10 protein-coding genes are annotated in these 20,061 nt (G+C 69.6%); 4 read left to right on the top strand and 6 right to left on the bottom strand.

Translation table 11 applies throughout. The annotated features are described in order from the left end of the window. Positions 1-262: 262 nt before the first annotated feature. Entirely contained in the window at positions 263-7,168 is a 6,906-nt protein-coding gene (locus OG429_RS32580) for a polymorphic toxin-type HINT domain-containing protein (RefSeq protein ID WP_328928841.1), read from the bottom strand. Between the two features lie 689 nt (positions 7,169-7,857). Here OG429_RS32580 and OG429_RS32575 point away from each other — a divergent pair. Together OG429_RS32575 and OG429_RS32570 are read left to right on the top strand one after the other, a co-directional pair. Then, positions 7,858-12,165 carry a LamG-like jellyroll fold domain-containing protein gene (locus tag OG429_RS32575; protein WP_328928840.1) on the top strand — a complete coding sequence of 1,436 codons (4,308 nt, stop codon included), beginning with the start codon at positions 7,858-7,860 and terminating at the stop codon, positions 12,163-12,165. 382 nt (positions 12,166-12,547) lie between these two features. Next, positions 12,548-13,996 carry a PKD domain-containing protein gene (locus OG429_RS32570; protein ID WP_328928839.1) on the top strand — a complete coding sequence of 483 codons (1,449 nt, stop codon included), beginning with the start codon at positions 12,548-12,550 and terminating at the stop codon, positions 13,994-13,996. A gap of 109 nt (positions 13,997-14,105) precedes the next feature. Here the strand turns inward: OG429_RS32570 and OG429_RS32565 are convergent, their stop codons facing one another. After that, a complete protein-coding gene (locus OG429_RS32565) occupies positions 14,106-14,669 on the bottom strand; it encodes a DUF6434 domain-containing protein (protein ID WP_328928838.1) in 564 nt (187 codons plus the stop codon). Between the two features lie 53 nt (positions 14,670-14,722). Between OG429_RS32565 and OG429_RS32560 the strand changes: the two genes are divergently transcribed. Continuing rightward, complete coding sequence (locus OG429_RS32560) at positions 14,723-15,316, top strand: hydrolase (RefSeq protein WP_328928837.1); 594 nt, start codon at positions 14,723-14,725, stop codon at positions 15,314-15,316. On the opposite strand, the gene OG429_RS32555 is transcribed toward OG429_RS32560, so the two are convergent. Both OG429_RS32555 and OG429_RS32550 read right to left on the bottom strand, forming a co-directional pair. Further along, on the bottom strand, positions 15,282-15,761 hold the full coding sequence (locus OG429_RS32555) for an ATP-binding protein (protein WP_328928836.1): 480 nt from the start codon (positions 15,759-15,761) through the stop codon (positions 15,282-15,284). The two genes, OG429_RS32560 and OG429_RS32555, sit on opposite strands and share 35 nt — an antisense overlap. 108 nt (positions 15,762-15,869) lie before the next feature. After that, positions 15,870-16,241, bottom strand: a complete 372-nt coding sequence (locus OG429_RS32550; RefSeq protein WP_328928835.1) for an STAS domain-containing protein — start codon at positions 16,239-16,241, stop codon at positions 15,870-15,872. A 337-nt stretch (positions 16,242-16,578) separates the two neighbouring features. Here OG429_RS32550 and OG429_RS32545 point away from each other — a divergent pair, with 337 nt between their 5' ends. Next, on the top strand, positions 16,579-17,424 hold the full coding sequence (locus OG429_RS32545; protein WP_328928834.1) for an AfsR/SARP family transcriptional regulator: 846 nt from the start codon (positions 16,579-16,581) through the stop codon (positions 17,422-17,424). An 8-nt stretch (positions 17,425-17,432) separates the two neighbouring features. Here OG429_RS32545 and OG429_RS32540 read toward each other — a convergent pair whose 3' ends face one another. Both OG429_RS32540 and OG429_RS32535 read right to left on the bottom strand, forming a co-directional pair. Next, on the bottom strand, positions 17,433-17,945 hold the full coding sequence (locus OG429_RS32540) for a flavin reductase family protein (protein WP_328928833.1): 513 nt from the start codon (positions 17,943-17,945) through the stop codon (positions 17,433-17,435). A 5-nt stretch (positions 17,946-17,950) separates the two neighbouring features. After that, complete coding sequence (locus OG429_RS32535) at positions 17,951-20,056, bottom strand: tetratricopeptide repeat protein (protein ID WP_328928832.1); 2,106 nt, start codon at positions 20,054-20,056, stop codon at positions 17,951-17,953. Between the last annotated feature and the right edge of the window lie 5 nt (positions 20,057-20,061).

Below are 20,061 nucleotides of genomic sequence, written 5' to 3'. Positions count from 1 at the left end.
ACTCATCCAGTGTGGAATACCGGTCTCGATATGTTCCTCGAAGTGTGGACCTCGGACTAACTCCAACGCGGATCAATCCGGATGCCCCATCAAGGATCTCCGGCACAACGGAAGATGGCAGCAAATTCAACGACTGACATTTGGCCCTTTGAAGCAACTCCGCAATCTTCAAAGTGGACACTTCTTGCACACTTGCCAAGATGACTCCATCGAGAACACTGGTGGGCGGTGCTTGCAGGCACCGCCCACCAGATCTTATTTATCAGAACCCGAGATCTTCTAGTCGTGCGCCGGGCCATGCCGCCCTAGCTCGACCTCTCATGACCCCTTGAATGATTACCTCAGCCTCGCCACGAAGGTCATCCTCAACCCATGACTGATCGTTTACATGAACGTGGGTGCGCCCGCCGGGAATAGTGCCTCTCATTACAACTCCGCTACCGCCACCTCTGGTAGCTGCTCGAATAGCAGCCGCGGGGTTAGTGGTCCAGCTGGTGTAGTCACTATCAGTCATACCGAGATGATGCATCTCAGGTGTCGAATCTCCACCGCGCGGCCTTGCAATTCCTTCCACGGCATCATCAAAGGCGGGGTTGGGGCCGCCAGTCTCGCCACTCACTTCCGAAACTCCGCGATAGACAGTGGTGCCGCCACCGCAATTGTGAACCAGGACCGGAGTGGCGCCCGCCAGCACATAGTACGTGTGGAAGTCATCGACGGTGAGGTTGTGCGTGGTGACGGCGTAGGGGTAATTGCGGGTGGCCTGGACGGTGAGGGTGGTGCCGTTGGGCTGGCGGAGTTGGTCGCCCGGGGTGAGTTCGCCGGCGTCGGTCCACTGGCGGCGGGACTCGCTCCAGTAAGGGTGGTGGTAGGTGGACGTGATGGTGGCCGGCGGGCCGCGGGGGTTTGCGTCGTCGGTCAGGGTGAGGTCGGTGAAGTCCTTGTCGTCGGGGGTCGTGATGGTGGCCGTGACCTTCTTGGCTGTGCTCTGGCCGGTCTGCGGATCGGTCGCCACGACGGTGTCGCCGTCGCGGACGTCCTCGATGGACTTCGTTGTGCCGTCGCCCATCACTACACGGACGCCAGCCGGGAAGCTGTTGCATTCAGTGGCAGCTGAGGGTGTGTCGGAGCCGCTGCCGTGGGACTCGGCATCGACTTCCCCCTTGTCGGCTTTGGATCTTGTGTCAGCGCCGTCGCTGGCTGATTCCTTGGAGGCTTTCGCGTCGCCTGATTTGGCTGCCTTGGATGCTGCCGCCGCTGCTTCGTCCTCCGCCTTTTTGGCCTTGGTGAAGGCTTCCATGGCCTTGGAGGCTCTGCGTTCGGCGGCGTTGACAGCGTCGTAGGTCTTGTTGAGTTCCTTGTAAATCTTGAAGGCCTTGATGCCGATCTTGATGGCCTTGAAGAGCTTGCCCCAGGGGACCGCGTTGAGGGCGGTGTTGATGCAGGCCATGACGTCGCCCTTGGTGAAGCAGTCGCGAGCGTCGTTGTAGCCGATCAGGTCACCGATCAGGTCGACGACGGCGTGCTTCAGCTCGTCGCGCCGCTTCTTGTGCCGGTTGACCTCATCATTGGCGTTGTTAAGTTCAGCCCCGGCGCTGGCCGACCCACTGCCGGCAGTGCTGTGAACGCTGCCGATGGGGTCGTCGTCGCCACCCGTGTAGCTGTTCGGGTTGCAGCCCTTTTCGCCTGCGCAGTCATACCGGAGTCCGCTGGGGTCCGACTTGTTGAACGGGTCGTTGTTGGAATAGCCGTACGCGTTCCACTGCTGGGGGTCGCCCGCGTCGATGAGCGGGTCAGGGCTGATGAAGCGGCCCGTGGTCGGGTCGTACTCGCGGGCTCCGAGGAGAGTGAAGCCGGTGGCTTTCTCCTTGGTGCCGCCGACGAAGCCCTTGTCGCCGGCCCAGGAACCGGGGGCGGGCTGGGTGCCGCGCTCGTTGCCGAAGGGGTCGGCGGGGCGGCGGACCTGGGCGAGGTCGGTGGCGTTGAACTGGACGCCGTTGGTGCCGTGGTGGTCCGAGGACTGGTAGGCGAGGTTGGAGGTGCCCCCGGTCGTGGTGCGGGTGATGGACAGGCCGCCCGGAGCGCCGTACGTGCGGACGTTGGAGACCTTGCCGGTGGCGGTGTCCAGGCTGATCTGGTCGGTGCCGAGGTTCAGCGTGGTCTTGCCGGGGTCGCGGCGGATGAGCTGGTTGCCGCCGGTGTCGTAGAGGTAGCTGGTGCCGGCGCTCTCGCCAGTACCGGTGATCTTGTCGAGCTTGCCCTGGTCGTTCCAGGTCAGGGTCTTGGTGCCCGGGGTGCTGGTGATGGAGGCGGTGTTACCGGTGGCGTCGTAGGTGTACGAGGTCACCTTGGTGCCGGTGGCACTGGTCTCGGTGGACTTCATCAGGGCGTGCGGTCCGCCCGTTCCGCTGCCCGCGTTCGGACCGGTGCCGAAGGTCTGGGTGACCGTCGTGTCCTTGGCCGCGCTTCCGGTGACGTCCTTCTTGACCAGCTTGGTGCGGTTGCCGATCTTGTCGTACTCGTACTGCTGCCAGTACGGGGCCGGGCCGCCCACGCTCGGCTTGCCCGTGCCGTCGACCGCAGGACCGGTGCTGTTGGCACAGCCTCCGATACCACGGACGCTCGGCTGCGGCGCCGTCGTGGTGGTGCCGGTGTCGGTCCAGGCCTGGGTCAGGCGGCCGAGGTAGTCGGTGGTGAAGCACTGCAGGTCGCGGGCGGCACCGTCCTGCGTGTTGCTGATGGACGTCAGCTGGCCGACGCGGTTGTAGGTGTAGTCGACGACGTCGACGCTGGCCCTCGTCGCGGTCTGCTTGTCCAGGGTGGAGCGGACGGGCCGGCCGGTGGCCAGGTCGTAGTCGACCGTGGAGACGATCTGCTTGCCGGTGTCGCCGATGGTGGTGCGGATGGCACGGCCGTACGGGTCGTAGCGCATGTCCACGACGTACGGCGTGATCTGCGTGCCGATGGTGCTGTCGAGGGAGGTGAAGCTGCCGGCGATGTTGCTGCCGTAGGTGAGCGTCTCCGCAGCGAGTCCGGCAGCCGTGATGGCCGGCAGAGCGGTCGTCTTCAGCTGGCCGTACTTGTCGTAGGTGTTCTTCGTCTCGTAGACGCCGGCGAGCTGCTTCTCGTTCTCGACCGGGGGAATGGTGACCTTGGTGCCCAGCGGGCGGTAGCCGCTGTCGTATGCGGTGACCTCGGTGGTGTACGCGTTCCCCGAGGCGCCACCGGTGAAGCGGGTGCTGGTGGCCGGCTTGCCGAGTGCCTTCGTGTCGTAGGTGAAAGCGCCGACCTGCTTGGCCGGGTCGACGGCCGTGCCCTCGTAGGTGGCGGTGGTGCGGCCGAGGGTGTCGCTGACAGTGGTGGCGCTCTTGTTGCGGGCGTCGGTGACGGTGACGAGGTTCTTGCTGTCGTCGTAGACCGTGGTGGCGATGCCCGCGTCCGGGTCGGTGGTCTTCACCGTGCGGCCCAGGAGGTCGTAGGCGAAGGTCCACTCGTTGTTGGCGGAGTCCTTGCGGCGCAGCTCCTGGCCCTGGGTGTTGGTCTCGTACGTGGTCTCGTCGTAGGCGCCGGTGGGGGTGTTGGTCTTGTACTGGCGCAGGACGGAGGTGGTGCCGTTGGTGATGGTGGCCGTGGCGTAGCCGCCGGCCGGCGGGCTGGTGCGGACCTCGTCGGCTCCCGGGTATTCGGTCTTGGAGCGCCACTGTTCGATGCCGAAGGACTGGAAGACGGAGGCGGTGGTGCGGCCGAGGCCGTCGAAGACGGAGACGGTCTGGGCGGGGATCTGGCTGTCGGGGCTGACGCCGCCGTTGGGGAGGAACAGGGCGCCACCGGGCGCCGCCTGGTCGTTGTAGTACGGCGCGCTGGTCTTGACCTGCCACCCGTGCGAGTCGAAGAGCGCGTCGGTGATCATCCGGCCGTAGGCGCCGGAGGGGGTGTGGGCCTGGGTCTGGCGGATGCGGCCGAGGCCGTCGTAGATGGTGTAGCTGGAGATGTACGAGTCGTCGTTCATGAGCGTCTGGCTCAGAACGGTGGTCGGGGCGTTACGCGCCTCGCTCATGCTGTACGAGAACTTGCGGACCGGCGGGTCGACGGTCCGGTCCTGGCCGGGCTGCCAGATGGCGGTGACGCGGCCGAGGGCGTCGTAGGCGCGTTCGGCGACGTGCCCGTTCTCGTCGGTGGTCTTCATCGGCATCGCGCGGCCGGTGTCGAGCGTGGTGGTGGTCTTCCAGCCGAGCGGGTTGGTGTGGGTGACCTCGTACGGCAGGGCGTTGGGCAGGGCCCGGTACTCGGTCTTGGTGACCGCGCCGTCCGGGTGGGCGGCGTCCTTGCGGACCTTGTTGGTGGTGGTGCTGATGCGGCCGTAGACGTCGTAGGTGGAGGTGATGTTGAGGCGGTAGACGGGGCTGCCCGCGGCGTCGTACTTCTCCAGGACCTCGGTGCCGGTCTGGTCGGCGGTCGTGCCGGCCTGGCCGAGGGGCTTGCCGTCGAAGTAGGCGCGGGTGTCGCCGACCGTGTTCGCCGCGTTCGGGGTCTGGGCGCAGCCGCCGGTGCCCTTGAGGACGAGGGTGCGGGAGGCGAGCTGGGTGAGTGCGCCGCCGGGGCCGTCGGCGTAGGTGAAGGAGGTGCACAGACGCTGGTCGGGGCGGGACAGGTCGCTCTTGTCGTCGACCTGGAGCGGCCGGGAGAAGGCGGTGTCGTCGTAGGTGGACGTGCGCTCGCTGGTACGCCACGTACCGTCGGCGAGCTTGGCGCGGCTGGTGACCGTGCCGGTGTTCATCACGCGGGCGGTGATGGGCGGCATGCCGCCGGACTGTGCGCGGGTCGCGGTCTCCTTGGGCTTGACCAGGGGGGTGGAGACCTCGTCGGCGATGACGGTGCCGCCGTCGCGGTCGTAGGTCTGGGTCTGGCGGACGAAGCCCGAGAGGACTTCGTCGTCCTTGATGGTGCCGCCGTGGGCGTCGGGGACGTTCACGCTGCGCTTGCTGCCGTTGGCGAGGACGTCTCCGTCCATGCCGCGCAGGAAGGTCGCGACAGACTTGGTGCGCGGTGCTTCGGCGCTGTTGCCGCTGCCGGTGCGGGTGGTGACGGTGGCGTAGCCCCGGAACTGGTCCCAGGTACGGGTTTTGGGGTCGGTGAACTCGGAGTCGTTGCGGTGCCAGGCGACGCCGCCGCCGTACTCGTAGTCGGTGACCTGGCTGACCTGGCCGCCGACCTTGTCCTGCTGGGTGACGGACTGGACGACGACCTTGTGGAACCAGTCGTCGACCGGGTCCTCGAAGGACTGCCCCGGCAGGTACCACTTGACGGGCATGCAGGCCATCGTGTTGCTGTCCGCGGCCGCCGGCATCGTGCCTGCGACGCGGGAGCACTCCGGGCCCTTGTAGACCACGTTGATCAGGCCACCGGTCTCGGTGGTGATCTCTTCGATACGCGGCCGGTAGAACCGGGAGGCGGTGGCCTCACTGCCGTTGGAGCGCTTGACGACGCCGTCGACGCGGTTGGGGATCTGCTTCGGCTTGAAGGAGACCGCCGGTACCTTCAGCGCGGCCCGGGCGTTGGTGGCGGTGCGCTGGATGGAGTCGAGCCAGAGGGTCGGCGCCGTGCCGTCGACCGAGGCCTCGAAGTGCTGCGTGAGGGCGTAGGAGTCGATGTTGCGGTAGCCGCCGGTGCCGAGAACCTCGGTGTCGATCTTCGTGAGGCGCTTGGTGGAGAAGTACGTCGGCGACAGGTTCAGGCACTGGCCGGCCTGCGCGCACTCCTGGTCCACGGGAGTGTCACCCCAGGCCTTGGCGTTGGTCTTACGCTGTGCCGGGTCGCATGCGGCGCCCGTCTCGAAGCAGCGGTCGCCGGTGCGCAGCCAGATCTGGGCCGCGGTGTTGGCCTTGCCCTTGGCGGCGACCTGGTCGGGCAGGCGCTGGCCGTAGCCGATCCAGGTCGGGTACGAGGCGCGCTGGTAGAGGGTCGGGACGCCGGTGCCGTTGTTCTGGCCGCCGCCACGCCCGTAGTAGTTGTCCTCCTGCTCGTAGCGGTAGGAGATCAGGTTCTGGTGCGGGTCCACGACGTAGTCGAGGTTCCACTGCCGGCCCAGCTGCTGCCAGGTGCCGTTGGCCGGGGTGTCCGCGCCCAGGCACTTGTCCTGGCCGCTGTTGAAGTACACGGGGACGGTGGACACGGACTTGGCTTCCGTGTCGGTGCCGTCACCGCCGGGCAGGCGGTTGGAGCCGAAGTAGTACTGGGTGCCGTCGGTCGTGGTGACCTTGAAGCCCTCGCCCTTCCAGGCAGCGTTCCGCTGATCGGTCAAGCGCTCGATCTTCGTACCGTCATCCCCCTGGAGGCGGTACACGCAGGTGGCGTCGTCACGGACGATCTGCCCGGCGTGACCGGCGAGGGACAGGGACAGGATGTCGCCGGCCCAGCACTCGTCACCCGAGTCCTTGATGCCGGCGTCCTTGCAGCCCTTGTACGAGCGGGAGATCGAGCCAGGGTGCCAGTCCCAGCCCTCGCCGATCAGACCGGACTGCGCGTTCGTCGACGCCGTCCGTCCGTCGATCGAGGACGAGTCGTACCCGAGCACGACGCTCGGCGCCGCCCCGGCAATGGCCGAAGGAACCTCGGCCGTGTAGCCGTAGGTGAAGTTCGCCGCGTTCGCCCCAGCCTGCCAGGAAGCAGACGGCATCAGCGGCGTCGCGGAGTAGTCACCGAGGTTGCTGGAAGGGCCGGGCTCCACGCCCAGAGCGATGCCGTCCGCGGCAAGCACCTGCGGGGCGGCTGCGGGAGCGGACTTCGCGTCAGGCTGCGCCACCAGGACCGAAGCTGAAGCCGCCGCCCTTTTGGATACGTCGACCTCCGCTACCAGGCGCCCGGAGGCATCCCGGTGCGAGGCCACCGGCGTGCGGCTCGTGCAGCCCGCAGCACCGGGCGTGGTGAGGGCACACGTGGGCAGCTGGACCAGCCGGGCACGGGCCGCCCAGTTGGCGCTGCCGTTCTTCGCCCACGCCGAAACGTCGAGACCGACTTCGACCTTGCCGGAGGCTGCAGTCCCCGCAGCTCCGGTGAGAGCGACGAGCGCGCCGTTCACTCCGGCGGCTTGGGTCTTGGCCTTGTCCTTCACCTCGACCTTGAGGCTGCCCGTCCCGACCCCTACCACCGACGACTTTGCGCCATTCACGGGTGCGATCCAGACAGGCAGCGACCCGGCTTGAATCGCGCCTGCTCCCGTGGCGGTTCGCTCGGCGCTCCCACCACCCAAGGCGACTGTCGCCGCCCCGGAAAGGATCTTCCCGTTCGATTCAGGAGTCCACTTTCGGCCAGACGATGTCTGGCCGTTCGAGGGCTTCGCATCCGAGCCCTTGACGGCCTTGGCGCCCGGCAGCGGGGTATTGGGTGGCGCCCACACCTTGGGGGGTTTGTCGGCTGCTGCGACCAGGGGTGTCCCCAGGCCGGAGAAGAGCACCGCAAGCACCGAGACGATCGCGACACGCGAACGAACGGTGCGCGAGCGCACGAAAAGACCACCTCGACGAGACAACCGGATCCCCCCACGGGACACCTACAGCGCGAACACCAGGCCGGTAGGGCCCAGTTCAAGCGCACCCTACGTAGCGTTCGTTCGATTCTTCAGCGGAGTCTCACATTCCCCTCCCGTGACTCACGTCACTCGCGGCACGGGTCGGGTGATCGCCACTCAAAACGGGCGCGGACGCCGAGCAGAGTGTTGACAGGTTGCAAATGTGAAGGAATTGTGCGGCTGACTTCTGTCCGTCTCACAGCTCAGGGGGGCCCACAAACGTGAGACTGCCATTCCTTCCCTCGCGGACGCCGAAACCAGTCCGCAGACTGCGGGCTTCGGGCGTCGCGATGCTCCCGGTCGCCGGAGCTGCCGCACTCTCACTCGGGGCCGGCCTGATCGCCGCGCCGCCCGCAACTGCCGACGACGCCCGTAGTCATGGGCCGGCCACCAGTACATGGCCCGCCCCGACGCCCCGGCCTCCCTCCGCGGAGTCTGCTGCGATCGACACCGCCAAAGCCCAGGCCAAGAGCAGCGGCAAACCGGTCGTCATCAACCACCTGACGACGGGGAGTTCGCAGACCTTCGCCACACCGGCAGGCACGCTCACCACGGACACCACGCCCGTGCCCACGCGGGTCAAGACCGCCAGCGGTACCTGGCAGGCGGTCGATGCCACGCTCCGGGCCAACGCCGATGGCACCGTGACGCCGGCAGCCGTTCCCTCCAGGCTCAGCCTCTCCGGTGGCGGCACCGGTCCGATGGCAACCATGACCACCGCAGACGGCAAGAAGCTGGCGCTCAAGGCTCCGTTCCCGCTGCCCAAGCCCGTACTCAACGGCGACAGCGCCCTGTACTCGTCCGTCCTGCCCGGCGTGGACCTCGAGCTCAGCGCCAACACGCTCGGCGGCTGGCGCCAGGTGCTGATCGTCCGCACCGCCGAAGCCGCCGCCAACCCGGCCGTCAAGAAGCTCCAGCTTTCCGTGGAGGCCGACGGGCTCACGGTCAGCGCGGACGGCGCCGGCAATCTCAAAGCCGCCGACGGCCAGGGCAAGACCCGCTTCTCCGCCCCCACCCCGCTCATGTGGGATTCGGCCGGCGCCGCAGCTGCTGCCCCCTCCACTCCGACGAAGTCGGCGGGCGCCCTCGCCGAGCAGTCCGCTCCTGCCGAGGACGCTTCGACACCGTCGAGCACCGACGGCCCCGGCACCGGCGCGGCAGTGCAGAAGATCGGCACGAGCGTCGACGCCCAGGGCATCAAGCTCGTCCCGGACGCCGCCCTGCTCGGGCAGGGCACCGGCCCCTGGTACATCGACCCGGGCTGGAACCCCACCCTCGACAATGCCAACCAGGCCTGGGCCCAGGTCCAGGAAGCACCGGAGTACGCCGACGTCAATGAGTTCAACGGCACCCAGTACGGGCAGGACAGGCCCGCCGCCGGCTACTGCGGCTACAACATAGGCAACCCGCCCTGCACCGGCATCGGACGCACCCGCGCCTACTTCCAGATCGGCATGGACTCCCGGCTCCACAACAGCGAGGTCATCAACGCGACGTTCTACGCGACCGTCGTCTCCTCCTCCAGCCCGAGCACGGTCACCCCGATGGGCCTCTACTCCACCGGCTACATCAGCAACCCCACCAGCTGGAACCAGCAGCCTTGCGACAAGAACTCGCACATGGGCGGCTGCAGCAAGATCGGCACCACCGACATGTCCGGGTCGGGCGACATCCAGTTCGATGTCAAAAACCTGGTGAAGAGCGCCGTCGGGGGCCAGTGGCCCACCATCACCCTCGGTCTCGCCCCCGATGACGAGTACAACAAGCAGTACCGGCAGCGGTTCGCGAACACCCCGCACATCGTCGTCGAGTACGACATCACCCCCACGGTCTGGTGGCCCCGCACCAGCCCAACCCCCGGATTCGCCGACACCGCCTCCTACGCCGACTGCCGCACCCCTGGCACCGCCAACCCCTGGGACAACCCCGGCTGGGTCGGCGCCAACAACAACATCGCCCTGACCACCTCGACCTACTCGGCCACCGGGCAGCAGCTCTACACGGGCTTCCAGTACTGGGACGACGACAACGGCGGCGCTACCCAGTACGCCGACGCCAGCTGGAACAGCAGCTACGGCGCCGTCAGCGTCGACATCGGCTCCCTGACCGACGGCCACCAGTACGGCTGGGTGGCCCGCGCCGCCGACGGCACTCTCACCAGCAACCCCACCGAGATGTGCTTCTTCCGCGTCGACCGCACCCCGCCGACCGCCACCGTCACCTCCACCGACTTCCCCGCCTCCGGCACCATCGGCGCCCACCCCAAGCGGGTCGGGGAACCGGGTACCTTCACTCTCAGCGGCACCGACCCCGGTCCGGTCAGCGGCGGCCGCAGCTCCGGTCTCGCCTGCGCCCGCTGGACCACCGACCCCGTCAAGGCCGCCGCCACTGGCTGGAAGTGCACTGACACCGGGCCCGGCATGACCAAGCTGACGGGCGGCAAGGCCACCATCACCATCCAGCCGCCGCGCTGGGGCACCAACTACGTCTACCTGCAGACCCAGGACAACGCGGGCAACATGTCCCAGCCCTTCGTCTACAGCTACTACGCCCCCTCCAACCCCGACGCCGGCAAGCCCGTCTTCGGCGACATCACCGGAGACAACAAGCCCGACATCCTGCTGCCCGACACGGCCGGGGACCTCCGCAAGATCGGCGGCGGCGAGGACCCTTACGGCGCACCCCGCGCCAAGATGGTCGCGGCAGTCGGCAACACCGGGAACTGGAACGGAATCCAGATCAGTCATGGGGGCAGCCTCGCCCGCAAAACCGTCGACGACCTCTTCGCCCACCAGTCCGGCAGTGCAAATCTCTACGTCTACCCCAATGACGGCAATGGTGGCTGGTTTGACGGGCAGGCATCCGTCCCGGTCACCAAGTCCACCAACTGCCTCAAGTCCGACAAGACAACCATCACCTGCGCCACCTACGGCTACGGCGCCGACTGGGCCAAGGTGACTCAGATCGCGGCGTTCGGCTCCGTCGCGGGCGAGAGCGGCACCCCCCTCCCCCAGACATCCCTGCTGTTCGTCGAGAACGGGCGTCTCTGGCTCGCCACAGCCGGCACCAACAACCAGCTCGCATCCCAGGCGATCCTGCTCTCCGGGAACGACACCAAGTGGGACGGCTACGAGCTGATCGCACCCGGCCGCGCCCAGGGCACGGCCTTCCCCACCCTGTGGGCCCGCTCCAAGGCCGACGGCGGCACCCTGCACGCCTTCACCGTCAAGGGCGCCACCGACCTCACGGGGTTCAACGACCCGGCTGCAGGACTGATCACGGGCAAGATCGATCCGAAGACCTATCCCCGCGTCGGCTCCAACGGTGACATCAGCGGTGACAAAATCCCGGACGTGTGGGCCGTCGACACCAACCAACAGCTCGTCTCGTTCTACGGCACAGGTACCGCGCCCGGCACCGACGTCCCCCACCCCACCACCACCGGCGTCGACACCTCACCCGTCGCCCTGGCCGACCTGAACCGGCCCACCGCCCAGTGGACCCTCACCAGCCAGACCGGCAACAAGACCCGCGACGAGGTCGGAGTCGACCCCGCCACGGCGCCCGCCGGTACCAATCCGGCCACCACCGCAGGAATCACCTTCACCCAGCAGGCCATCGGCGGCCGCGACACCACTCACGCGGCCTTCAAGGGCACTGCTTCCACCGTCACCAGCACCACCAAGGCCGTCGACACCCGCAACAGCTTCACCATCAGCACCTGGGCCAAGACCGACACGACCAACGGCGGCATCATCGCCAGCCAGGACGGCACCAGGAGCAGCGCCTTCCTCCTGTACGCCGACCCCAACGGCCAGGCCTGGCGCTTCGCGATCGCCCGCGGCGACACCGACGGCCTCATGTACGACTGGACCGACCTCGCCGTCAACAGTGCCGCTCGCTTCACGCCCGGCGAGTGGACCCGCGTCTCCGCCGTCTACGACGCCAACACCGGCCTGATGCGCCTCTACGTCAACGGCACCCTCGCCAGCACCGGCCACCACACCGCGTCCACCAGCCAAGCCCCCGCCGGCCCGCTCGTCATGGGCCGGTACAAGAAGGACGGCCAGCCCCACTACCTGACCGAGAGCGGTTTCGTCGGCGGCGTCAGCAACCTCGCCGTCTACCCGTACGCCGCCTCCATCACCGCCCCCAACGCATCCAGCCCCATCCACCTGGCCGGCGCCGCAGCCAACTGCGTCGACAACGACTACGACCGCGACACCGACGGCAACAAGATCCAGATCTCCGGCTGCAACGGCACCACCGCCCAGCAGTTCCAGATCCGCAACGACGGCACCATCCAGACCCACGGCAAGTGCCTCAACGCGGCCGCGGCCGGCACCGCCAACACCACACTCATCGAGCTCCACGCATGTGACCCGAGCGCCAAGAGCCAGCAGTTCCTCCCCCGAGCCAACGGCACCATCTACAACCCCGCCTCCGGCCGCTGCATAGACCTCGGCAACTACGACACCACCCCCGGCCACCAGCTCTGGCTCTTCGACTGCAACGCCTCACCGGCTCAGACCTGGACCATTCCGGCACTCGGCACGGCTCCCCTGCCACTGCCGGTGCCGCCCCTTCCCACACCGTAACCCCCTACCAACGGAGCACGGGCCCGTCACCCCACACAGGGCGGCGGGCCCGGCCTTCCAGCACCCACAAACCCAGCGGCCCTGCTACAGGCTCCATGCATGCAGGCCGACACCCCGCGTCACGGCTGCCCGACCGAGCAGAGGCAGGGCAGCCTGTCCGTCCCCTTCAACTCAGAGACATAGGGAACCTGTGCCCAAGCGCCGACTCGTCATAGCCGCAGCTGCCCTCGCAGCCGGTGTTGGACTCATACCCGGCATGGCCCATGCCCAGCCGGTAGCCCCGGATCCCCACAGGGCAGCCGCTCCCGATGTGGACCCGAGCACAGCCGAAGCGTCCGGCGCCGAAGTCTTCAGCAGCTCTGCGGACCATACGGTCCGCAGAGTGGTGCCGTCCGCCCAAAGCCGGGCGGCCTCCGCCGCCGACAGCCAGGCCCTTGCGGTCAAGCTGGACAGCTGGGGCACTTCCGCACACGGGATGCTCGTCTATTCCACCTTCAGCGGCGCTGAAGGCCCGCTCGGCGTCGCCATCTCCTGGGGCGACGGCACCACAGAAGTGCTCACGGCCAACGCCTCCGAGCCGCTGGTGAGCAAGCACGCATACGCCGAGGTCGGCGAGTACACAGTCACGGTGACGGTTACCGACCCGACGACGAACACGCAGGCCGTGAACAAGGTGACGGTGAAGACGCTGGCCTCGGACTTCACCCCGCACGCCCCCTTGCGGCTTTTGGACACCCGCAACGGCACGGGGCAGGAAAAGGGCAAGGTCCACGCGTACAGCACGACCAGCATCAAGGTCACGGGCAATGGCACGATTCCCGACGGAGTCACCGCCGTGGTCCTCAACCTCACCGTCACCAACACCACTGCCAGTGGCCACATCATCGCCTGGGGCACTGGTCGTGACAGGCCAAAAACATCCAGCATCAACTACGCCCCCGGCGAGACCGTGCCGAACCTGGTCATCATGCCGGTCGGCAGAGACGGGTACGTGAACCTGGACAACAGGGGCTGGGAGTCGGTCGACCTCATCGCAGACGTGACCGGCTACTTCAACACGACCGCATCCAGCGGCTACACCTCGCTCTCGCCGACCCGGTTCGTCGACACCCGCGAGGGTCGGGGTACGGCCAAGGGCCAGGTCGCCGGGCAGGGCTCGTTCGGCGTGCAGATCGGCGGAGTGGGCGGCGTCCCGAAGGGCGCCACCGCCGTCTCGCTCAACGTGACGGTCACCAATCCGCGCGAGGCCGGGCACCTGACCGTCTATCCCAGCGGACAGGCGGCCCCGACCTCGTCCAACCTGAACTTCGCCGCCGGTCAGACGGTCGCCAACTCGGTCATCGTGCCGGTGGGCCCCGACGGCCGGATCATGGTCCGCAACGGTGCCTGGCAGCCCACCGACGTGGTCATCGACGTCAACGGCTACTACACGCCCGACAGCCGGGCTGCCTACGTGCCGAACTGGTGGGGCCCGGCCCGGATGGTCGACACCCGTCAGACCGGCACCCCGCTCGCCGCCCGTGACTACATGCACCTGCTGGACGCCCCTAACGTCGAGGCGTACGTCCTGAACGCCACGGTCACCAACACGACCGGAGCCGGATTCCTGTCGGTGGCCCCAGACCCGAACTCGCGCGAGCAGTACGAGAACGGCACCGCCACCCCGCCCGCGCGTCCGGTCGCCTCCACCCTCAACTGGACGGCGGGCAAGACGGCCGCAAACCTCGTCCAGGCGAGCCCGGCAGACAAGGGCATGGTCGCCTTCTGGAACCAGGGCTGGGAAAACATCGACCTGATCATCGACGACTTCGGCTACTACGGCACCGACTGATCCACCACGTGACACACCACGCAGCGTGGTGGTGCCCACACGAGGCACCACCACGTCAGCAGCAAGTCCCGATCTCGGCGGCCTTCGCTGTTCTGACGGAGGAGTGAGGTCAGTCGCGGGGGCGGGCCCGGTGGGCCCGCCAGGCGGCCAGGGCTTCGGCGCGGGCGCCGTCGGGGTGGCGGGCGTGCCAGTCGCGCAGGAACCGGTTGAACTCGAACTGGGCGGCGACCTCCTGCGGCTGCGCCGCCTGTGCGCGGGTGGCGTGCCAGTGGGCGACGGCCTCGGCGAGGGTGCGGCCCGTGCCCTGGGCCACGTACTCCCGCATGAAGGCGTCGAAGTGGAATGCGGGTCCGATCTCCCGGACGAAGAACTCCCGGAGCACCTGGCTGGACCGCTGCCCCGGCGGGATCACGGTCGCGCCGTCGACGGGGGCGGCGAGCTGACGGCCGCCCCTGCGGGCGGTGGGGGCCGGGGACGGAGCGGGTGCGGGCGGCATGCCGTCGAGCGCGGCGGCCAGCCGGGCCGTGACGGCGACCTTCCCGCCCCCGGCCGACAGGCCCATCTCGCGCGCCAGCGCGCTCAGCTCGGCCAGCGTCCAGTACCAGCGGGCCAGCTCCGCACCGGTCAGCGCCGGGGTCAGGGCAGGCCGGGACCCTTCGATATTCGCACTCATGTTCCCATTCTAGAGCCTTGCAGCCTTGGCTGAATGTCCAATAATGTCGGGAAATGGCTGCTGACCCGACCCGCCTCGCTCTCGGCGAGGACACCGCCCTGGTCCTCATCGACCTGCAGAGGGGCATCCTGGACCTTCCCATCACCCGGCCCGCCACCGAGATCCTCAAGAAGGGGATCGCGCTCGCCGAGGCGTTCCGCGCCCGCAAGCTGCCCGTGGTCCTCGTCAAGGTGGCCTGGTCCCCCGACGGCGGCGACCTGCCCACCGCCAACGTGGACCGCCCGGGCCCGGCCGCGGCCCCGCCCGCCGCGTTCTCCGAGATCCCGGCCGACCTCGCCGCCCTCGCCGACGTGGTCGTCACCAAGCGCCACTGGGGCGCCTTCACCGGTACCGAGCTGGACCTCCAGCTGCGCCGGCGCGGCATCCACCACATCGTTCTGGCGGGCATCTCCACCAGCGTCGGCGTCGAATCCACCGCGCGGACGGCCTGGGAGCTGAGCTACGACCTGGTCGTCGTCGAGGACGCCACCGCCGACACGGACTCCGACTCCCACGCGCACAGCTTCGGCAAGATCTTCCCGCGCATCGGCAAGGTCAGCGCGACCGACGAGGTCATCGCGGCTCTGGATCCCGGACCGCGTTCCTGACCGGGTCCCTGACCGCCGCCGGGGCGGCCACTTCGAGCCAGACGCATTTGCCGTCCTGCTCGGGCTGGAAACCCCAGCTGCGCGCCAGGCGGTCCACGATCAGCAGCCCGTGCCCGCCGGGCCGGCCCGCCTGCGAGGGTGAGCGCGCCGGCGAGGGGACCGGCGGCGCCGGGTTCCCGTCGGTCACCTCGATCCGCAGCCGCTCGTCGTCGCAGTCCAGCAGCAGCGTGCTCGGCCCGCCGCCGTGCAGGCAGGCGTTGGCCACCACCTCGGACACCAGCAGCAGTACGTCATCGGCCGTGTCCCGCCCCTCCGGTGTGGCGGCCGGGAGCCAGTGCCATGCGGCCAGCGCCCGGCGCGCGAATTCACGGCTGCGCGTCACGACATCGGTGGCCCCGTCCAGTACCAGGTACCAGGTCCGGTCGGGTGACCCCCGCTCTTCCATGACGGTCAGACTCCTCCGTGTCGACGTGACGTGGCGCGTCCCAAAACGCGTCGAGGGGCGCATCCGCACTGCGCGCGGCCGTGTGCCCGCGCAGCCGGCTCCGCCAGGCTAGCGGGGCGGGCCGCTCGCCCCGCCCAGCGCTTCCGCGACATCGGCGTGCACGGGGAAGACCCCGTCCGCGCCGGTGATGTGGAACATCCGGGCGACCGACCCGCGCAGCCCGGTCAGTTCCAGGCTGCCGCCGGCCTCCTGGGCCGAGAGCCGGCTGTGCAGCAGCACGTTCAGCCCGGTGGAATCGCAGAATCCCAGCCCCGACAGGTCCACCACCAGTCGGCCACCCTGGGTGACCGCTGCGTCGAGGGCATCGCGCAGGGGCTGCGCCGTGTCGTGATCCAGCTCCCCCGCCAGCTCAAGGACGACGGCTCCGTCCACGGTCTGCACCGCGACGGTGAAGCGTTCGTTGTCCGCTCCCGGAATCATCCGGCATCACCCTTCCGTCCTGTTCCTGCACCTTCCCAGAAGCCACGGGGATACGCCTCCTCCGCGTGCGATGTGGGACACGTGGGACGGGGGCGGTGGCGGGGGCCGGCCGGGCTCCCGGACGCACCGCGTTCGGGAGCCGTCGCGTGGCGGCCGGATTCTGCCTGTCTGACCCCGATTGGCCTGTTCCGGCTGGTGACACGCGGTCCGATGACCCGTATCCATGACGTGCGTACCCGGGGGGACTCCGGCTCGCACGTCGACCGACAGCACTGGCGCCCCGCGGCGCCGACACGACTTGGGGTGGCACTCGGTGTTAGCCAAACGGGCGAGATCCATGACGGCCTACGGTGTTCGGCACGCTCCTGACGCGGACCGCCCCAGGTACCTGATCCTGGGCCCGGTCGAGGTGCACCTCGCGGGCCGCCCGTGCACGCCCACGGCGCTCAAGCGCCGGGCCCTGCTCGCCCTCCTGCTGCTGCACGCGAACAAGACCTTCTCCGTGGACACCCTGATCGACGAACTCTGGGACGGCCGCCCGCCCAGATCCGCGGTGGCCACCCTGCAGATGTACGTGTCGGGGCTGCGCCGGACCCTGGACCCCGGGCACAGCCAGGGCGGCCGGGACCCCCGGCAGCACCCCCTGCTGCGCACGGCCGGTTCCGGGTACATGCTGCGCGTGGGTCCGGGAGAACTGGACCTCGACGGCTTCCGCAAGGCGGCCGCACTCGGCCGCGGCCTGCTGGCCTCCGGGGACTGCCGCGGTGCGGGCGAGGCGTTCCGCGACGCGCTGGCCATGTGGCGCGGGTCCCCGCTGGGGGACCTGGGCCAGGCGGGACTGCCCGCGCACTACGGTGTCCGGCTGGAGGAGGAACGGCTGGCACTCATACATGACCGGATCGGTGCGGACACCTGTCAGGGCCGCGCCCGCGAGGTGGTCGGCGAGCTGGAGGAGCTCTGCGCCCGCCATCCGCTGCGCGAGGCGTTCCGCGAGCAGTTGATGCTCGCCCTGGCCGACACCGGGCGCCGCGCCGGGGCGCTGGACGCGTACACCCGCGCGCGGCGCGCGGTCGTGGAGAACATGGGCATCGAGCCCGGTCCCGCGCTCCAGGCGGCGCAGCGCACGCTGCTGGGCGGCGGGCGGCCCGCGAACGCCGGCCACGAGCGGTGCCGCCGCGGGTAGGGGCTGCGTCAGCCCAGCCGCCAGTCGAGCCTCCGCCGGAAGTACACCAGCGGCTCGCCCTCGTTCAGGACGCACTCCCCGACCTCGCCCACGAGGATCACGTGGTCGCCGTGGGTGAACACCGCCCCGGCCCGGCAGTTCAGGTACACGGGCACGCCGAGCAGCCGGGGCACCCGGTCGTCCCAGCTCCACCGCACACCGGTGAACTTGTCCTCCGCGCCGCCGGCGAACACCGCGGCGAGGTCGGTGTCCCCGGCGCCGAGCAGGTGGACCCCGAAGGCCGTACCCGGGCGCGGGTCCAGCTCGCGGCAGGTCCGCGAGCTGCGGGCCAGCGCCACCAGCACGGAGGGCGGCCGCACGCTGTACGAGCAGACCGAGGACACCAGCAGTCCGCACGGCCGACCGTCGGCCCGCCGTGCGGACACCACGGCGACCCCGGACACCAGGCGTGACATCGCCTCGGTGAACAGCCCCGCCGTCTCGCTCCGGCCCTGCGGGGCCCGGCCCTGCCGCAGGCTCATCGTCCCTACCCGGCCGCGAGCAGGCAGGAGTCCCGGTGGCTGAGCGCGTCGGGGTCCTCGGTGGCGGCGAACACCGCGTCGAAGTCCGCCGCCGCCTCGGTGAAACGGCCCGCCGCCTCGTGGACCACGGCCCGGTTGAAGCGGAACTCGGGACGGTCGGCGAGCTCCACCGCGCGGTCGAAGTCCGCCGCGGCCGCGGCCAGGTCGCCCGCGGAGTAGGCGAGTTCGGCCCTGACGGCCCAGGCCTCGGCGAGCTCGGGATCGCTGCGCAACGCGGCCTCGACGGCGCGGACCGCTTCCGCTGGCCGCCCGTCCTCGGCCAGCAGGCGCCCTTGCAGGCACAGCAGATGCGGGTGCTCGGGGGCCAGCACGAGTCCGGCGGCCGCGCTCCCCAGCGCCGCCTTCGTCTCACCGAGGTCGTCCAGCACCCCGGCGCGTCCGAGCAGCGCCTCGACGTGCCCGGGGTCGAGCTCCAGGGTGCGGTCGAAGTCGGCGAGCGCGCCCTGGGCGTCGCCCAGTTCCATCCGGGCGTCGCCCCGGTTGTAGTACGCCTCGGGGAAGGGCGGTTCGAGGCCGAGCGCCGTCTCGTAGTCTGCGATGGCCTCTTCGGTGCGGCCCAGTTTGCGCAGGATGTTGCCCCGGTTGAAGTAGTGGTCGGCGAAGTCGTTGTCCGCGTCCATGATCTCGGCGTAGTCCTCCAGGGCCGCCTCCAGCCGGCCGCTCATGCCGTTGACCTGGGCCCGGTTGTAGCGCAGCCCGACGCGGTGCCAGGTGCGCTCGCCGAGGCCCAGTTCCCGGTCCAGCCGTTCCATGCCCTCGTCGAGCAGCCGGAGCGCCTCGTCGGGCCGCTTGGCCCGGACCTCCACCAGGGCGAGGCCGTTGCGGTTGAACACCGAGTAGAAAGCGCGCTCCTTCGGGTCCGGAAGCAGGTCCGCGATGGCGATGGCCTGGTTGACCCAGGCGCGGGCCTTGCGCTCGTCGCGGCGTTCCTCGGGGTAGTGGCGGGCGTAGAGCATCCCGATCTCGTAGGCGAGCTTCATGTGGTGCGCGGGGTCGATGGTGGCGGTCCGCGCCTCCTCCTGGAGGACCGCCGACTCGTCGGGGCGGCCGGCGGCCGCCAGGCACACCCCGGTCTCCCGGATGAAGATCCACCACAGGTCGGGGCGTTCCGCCGGGTCCACGGCCAGTCGGCCCGCCTCGCCCAGTTCCGCGGCCGCGTGGTAGAAGCCCAGGTACTTGCACCGGTCCAGGGCCCACCGCAGGGCGTCCAGTCCCGCGCCGCCCGGGTCGCCGCCGCGCATGAGGTGGTACGGCAGGGCCCCGAGCCGGAGCGAGGACTCGCCCGCTTCCGCCCGCTCCGTCAGGTCCGCGGCCCGCCGGTCGTGCAGGGGGGCCCGCTCGGCGGGGGCCAGCCGCTCGTACGCGCGCAGCAGCGCGGGATCGTCGTCGGCGCCGTCGGCGTCCACGTACCGCTGAGCCGCGGCGGGACCGGCGGACACCTCGTCGGGGACGGGGGCAGGGGCCGAGCCCGTGATCCTGGTCGTGTACGCGCCGAGCGCGGCGGGCAGCGAAACGGACAGCGTGCCCGGCGGATCGGCCAGTTCCCCGGCGTCGGTGCACACCACGATGGTGAGCAGCCCGGCGGGGATCCTTCGCACTGCGGCCGCCAGGAACTCCTGGTCGGTGGCATCCGCGTGCTGGACGTTCTCCACGACCAGGGTCCGCGGCCCGTCGCCGGCGTCGGCCAGCGCGGTGAGGAGGAAGTCGACCAGGCCGTGCGAGACGCGCAGCGAGTGCAGCCGCGCCGGATACCGGCTGACCTCGCCCGGGGCCGCCGACTGCTGTTCCAGGGCGCGGGTGATCGCCGGTACCAGGGGCTTCAGCTCCGGGGTGCTCTCCTGGAGTTCGATGTAGTGGCGGTCGGCGAGGGCGGGCCGGCGGCGGAGCGCTTCGGGGGCGACGGCCCGGAGCAGGGTGCCGGCGGCGGTGTACGGGCCGCGCAGCCGCCGGTGCGCGTCCACGGACGCGAGGAGGGGAGGCAGTTCGAGGCCGGCCCGCAGCCGGTCGCGCTCCGCGCGCTGCGGAGCGGAGATCCAGTAGTGGCCGCTCATGGGCC

Origin of the sequence: Streptomyces sp. NBC_00190, from assembly GCF_036203305.1 — a bacterium.
Taxonomy (GTDB): Bacteria; Actinomycetota; Actinomycetes; order Streptomycetales; family Streptomycetaceae; genus Streptomyces.
This window is presented reverse-complemented; position numbering and strand designations above follow the sequence as displayed.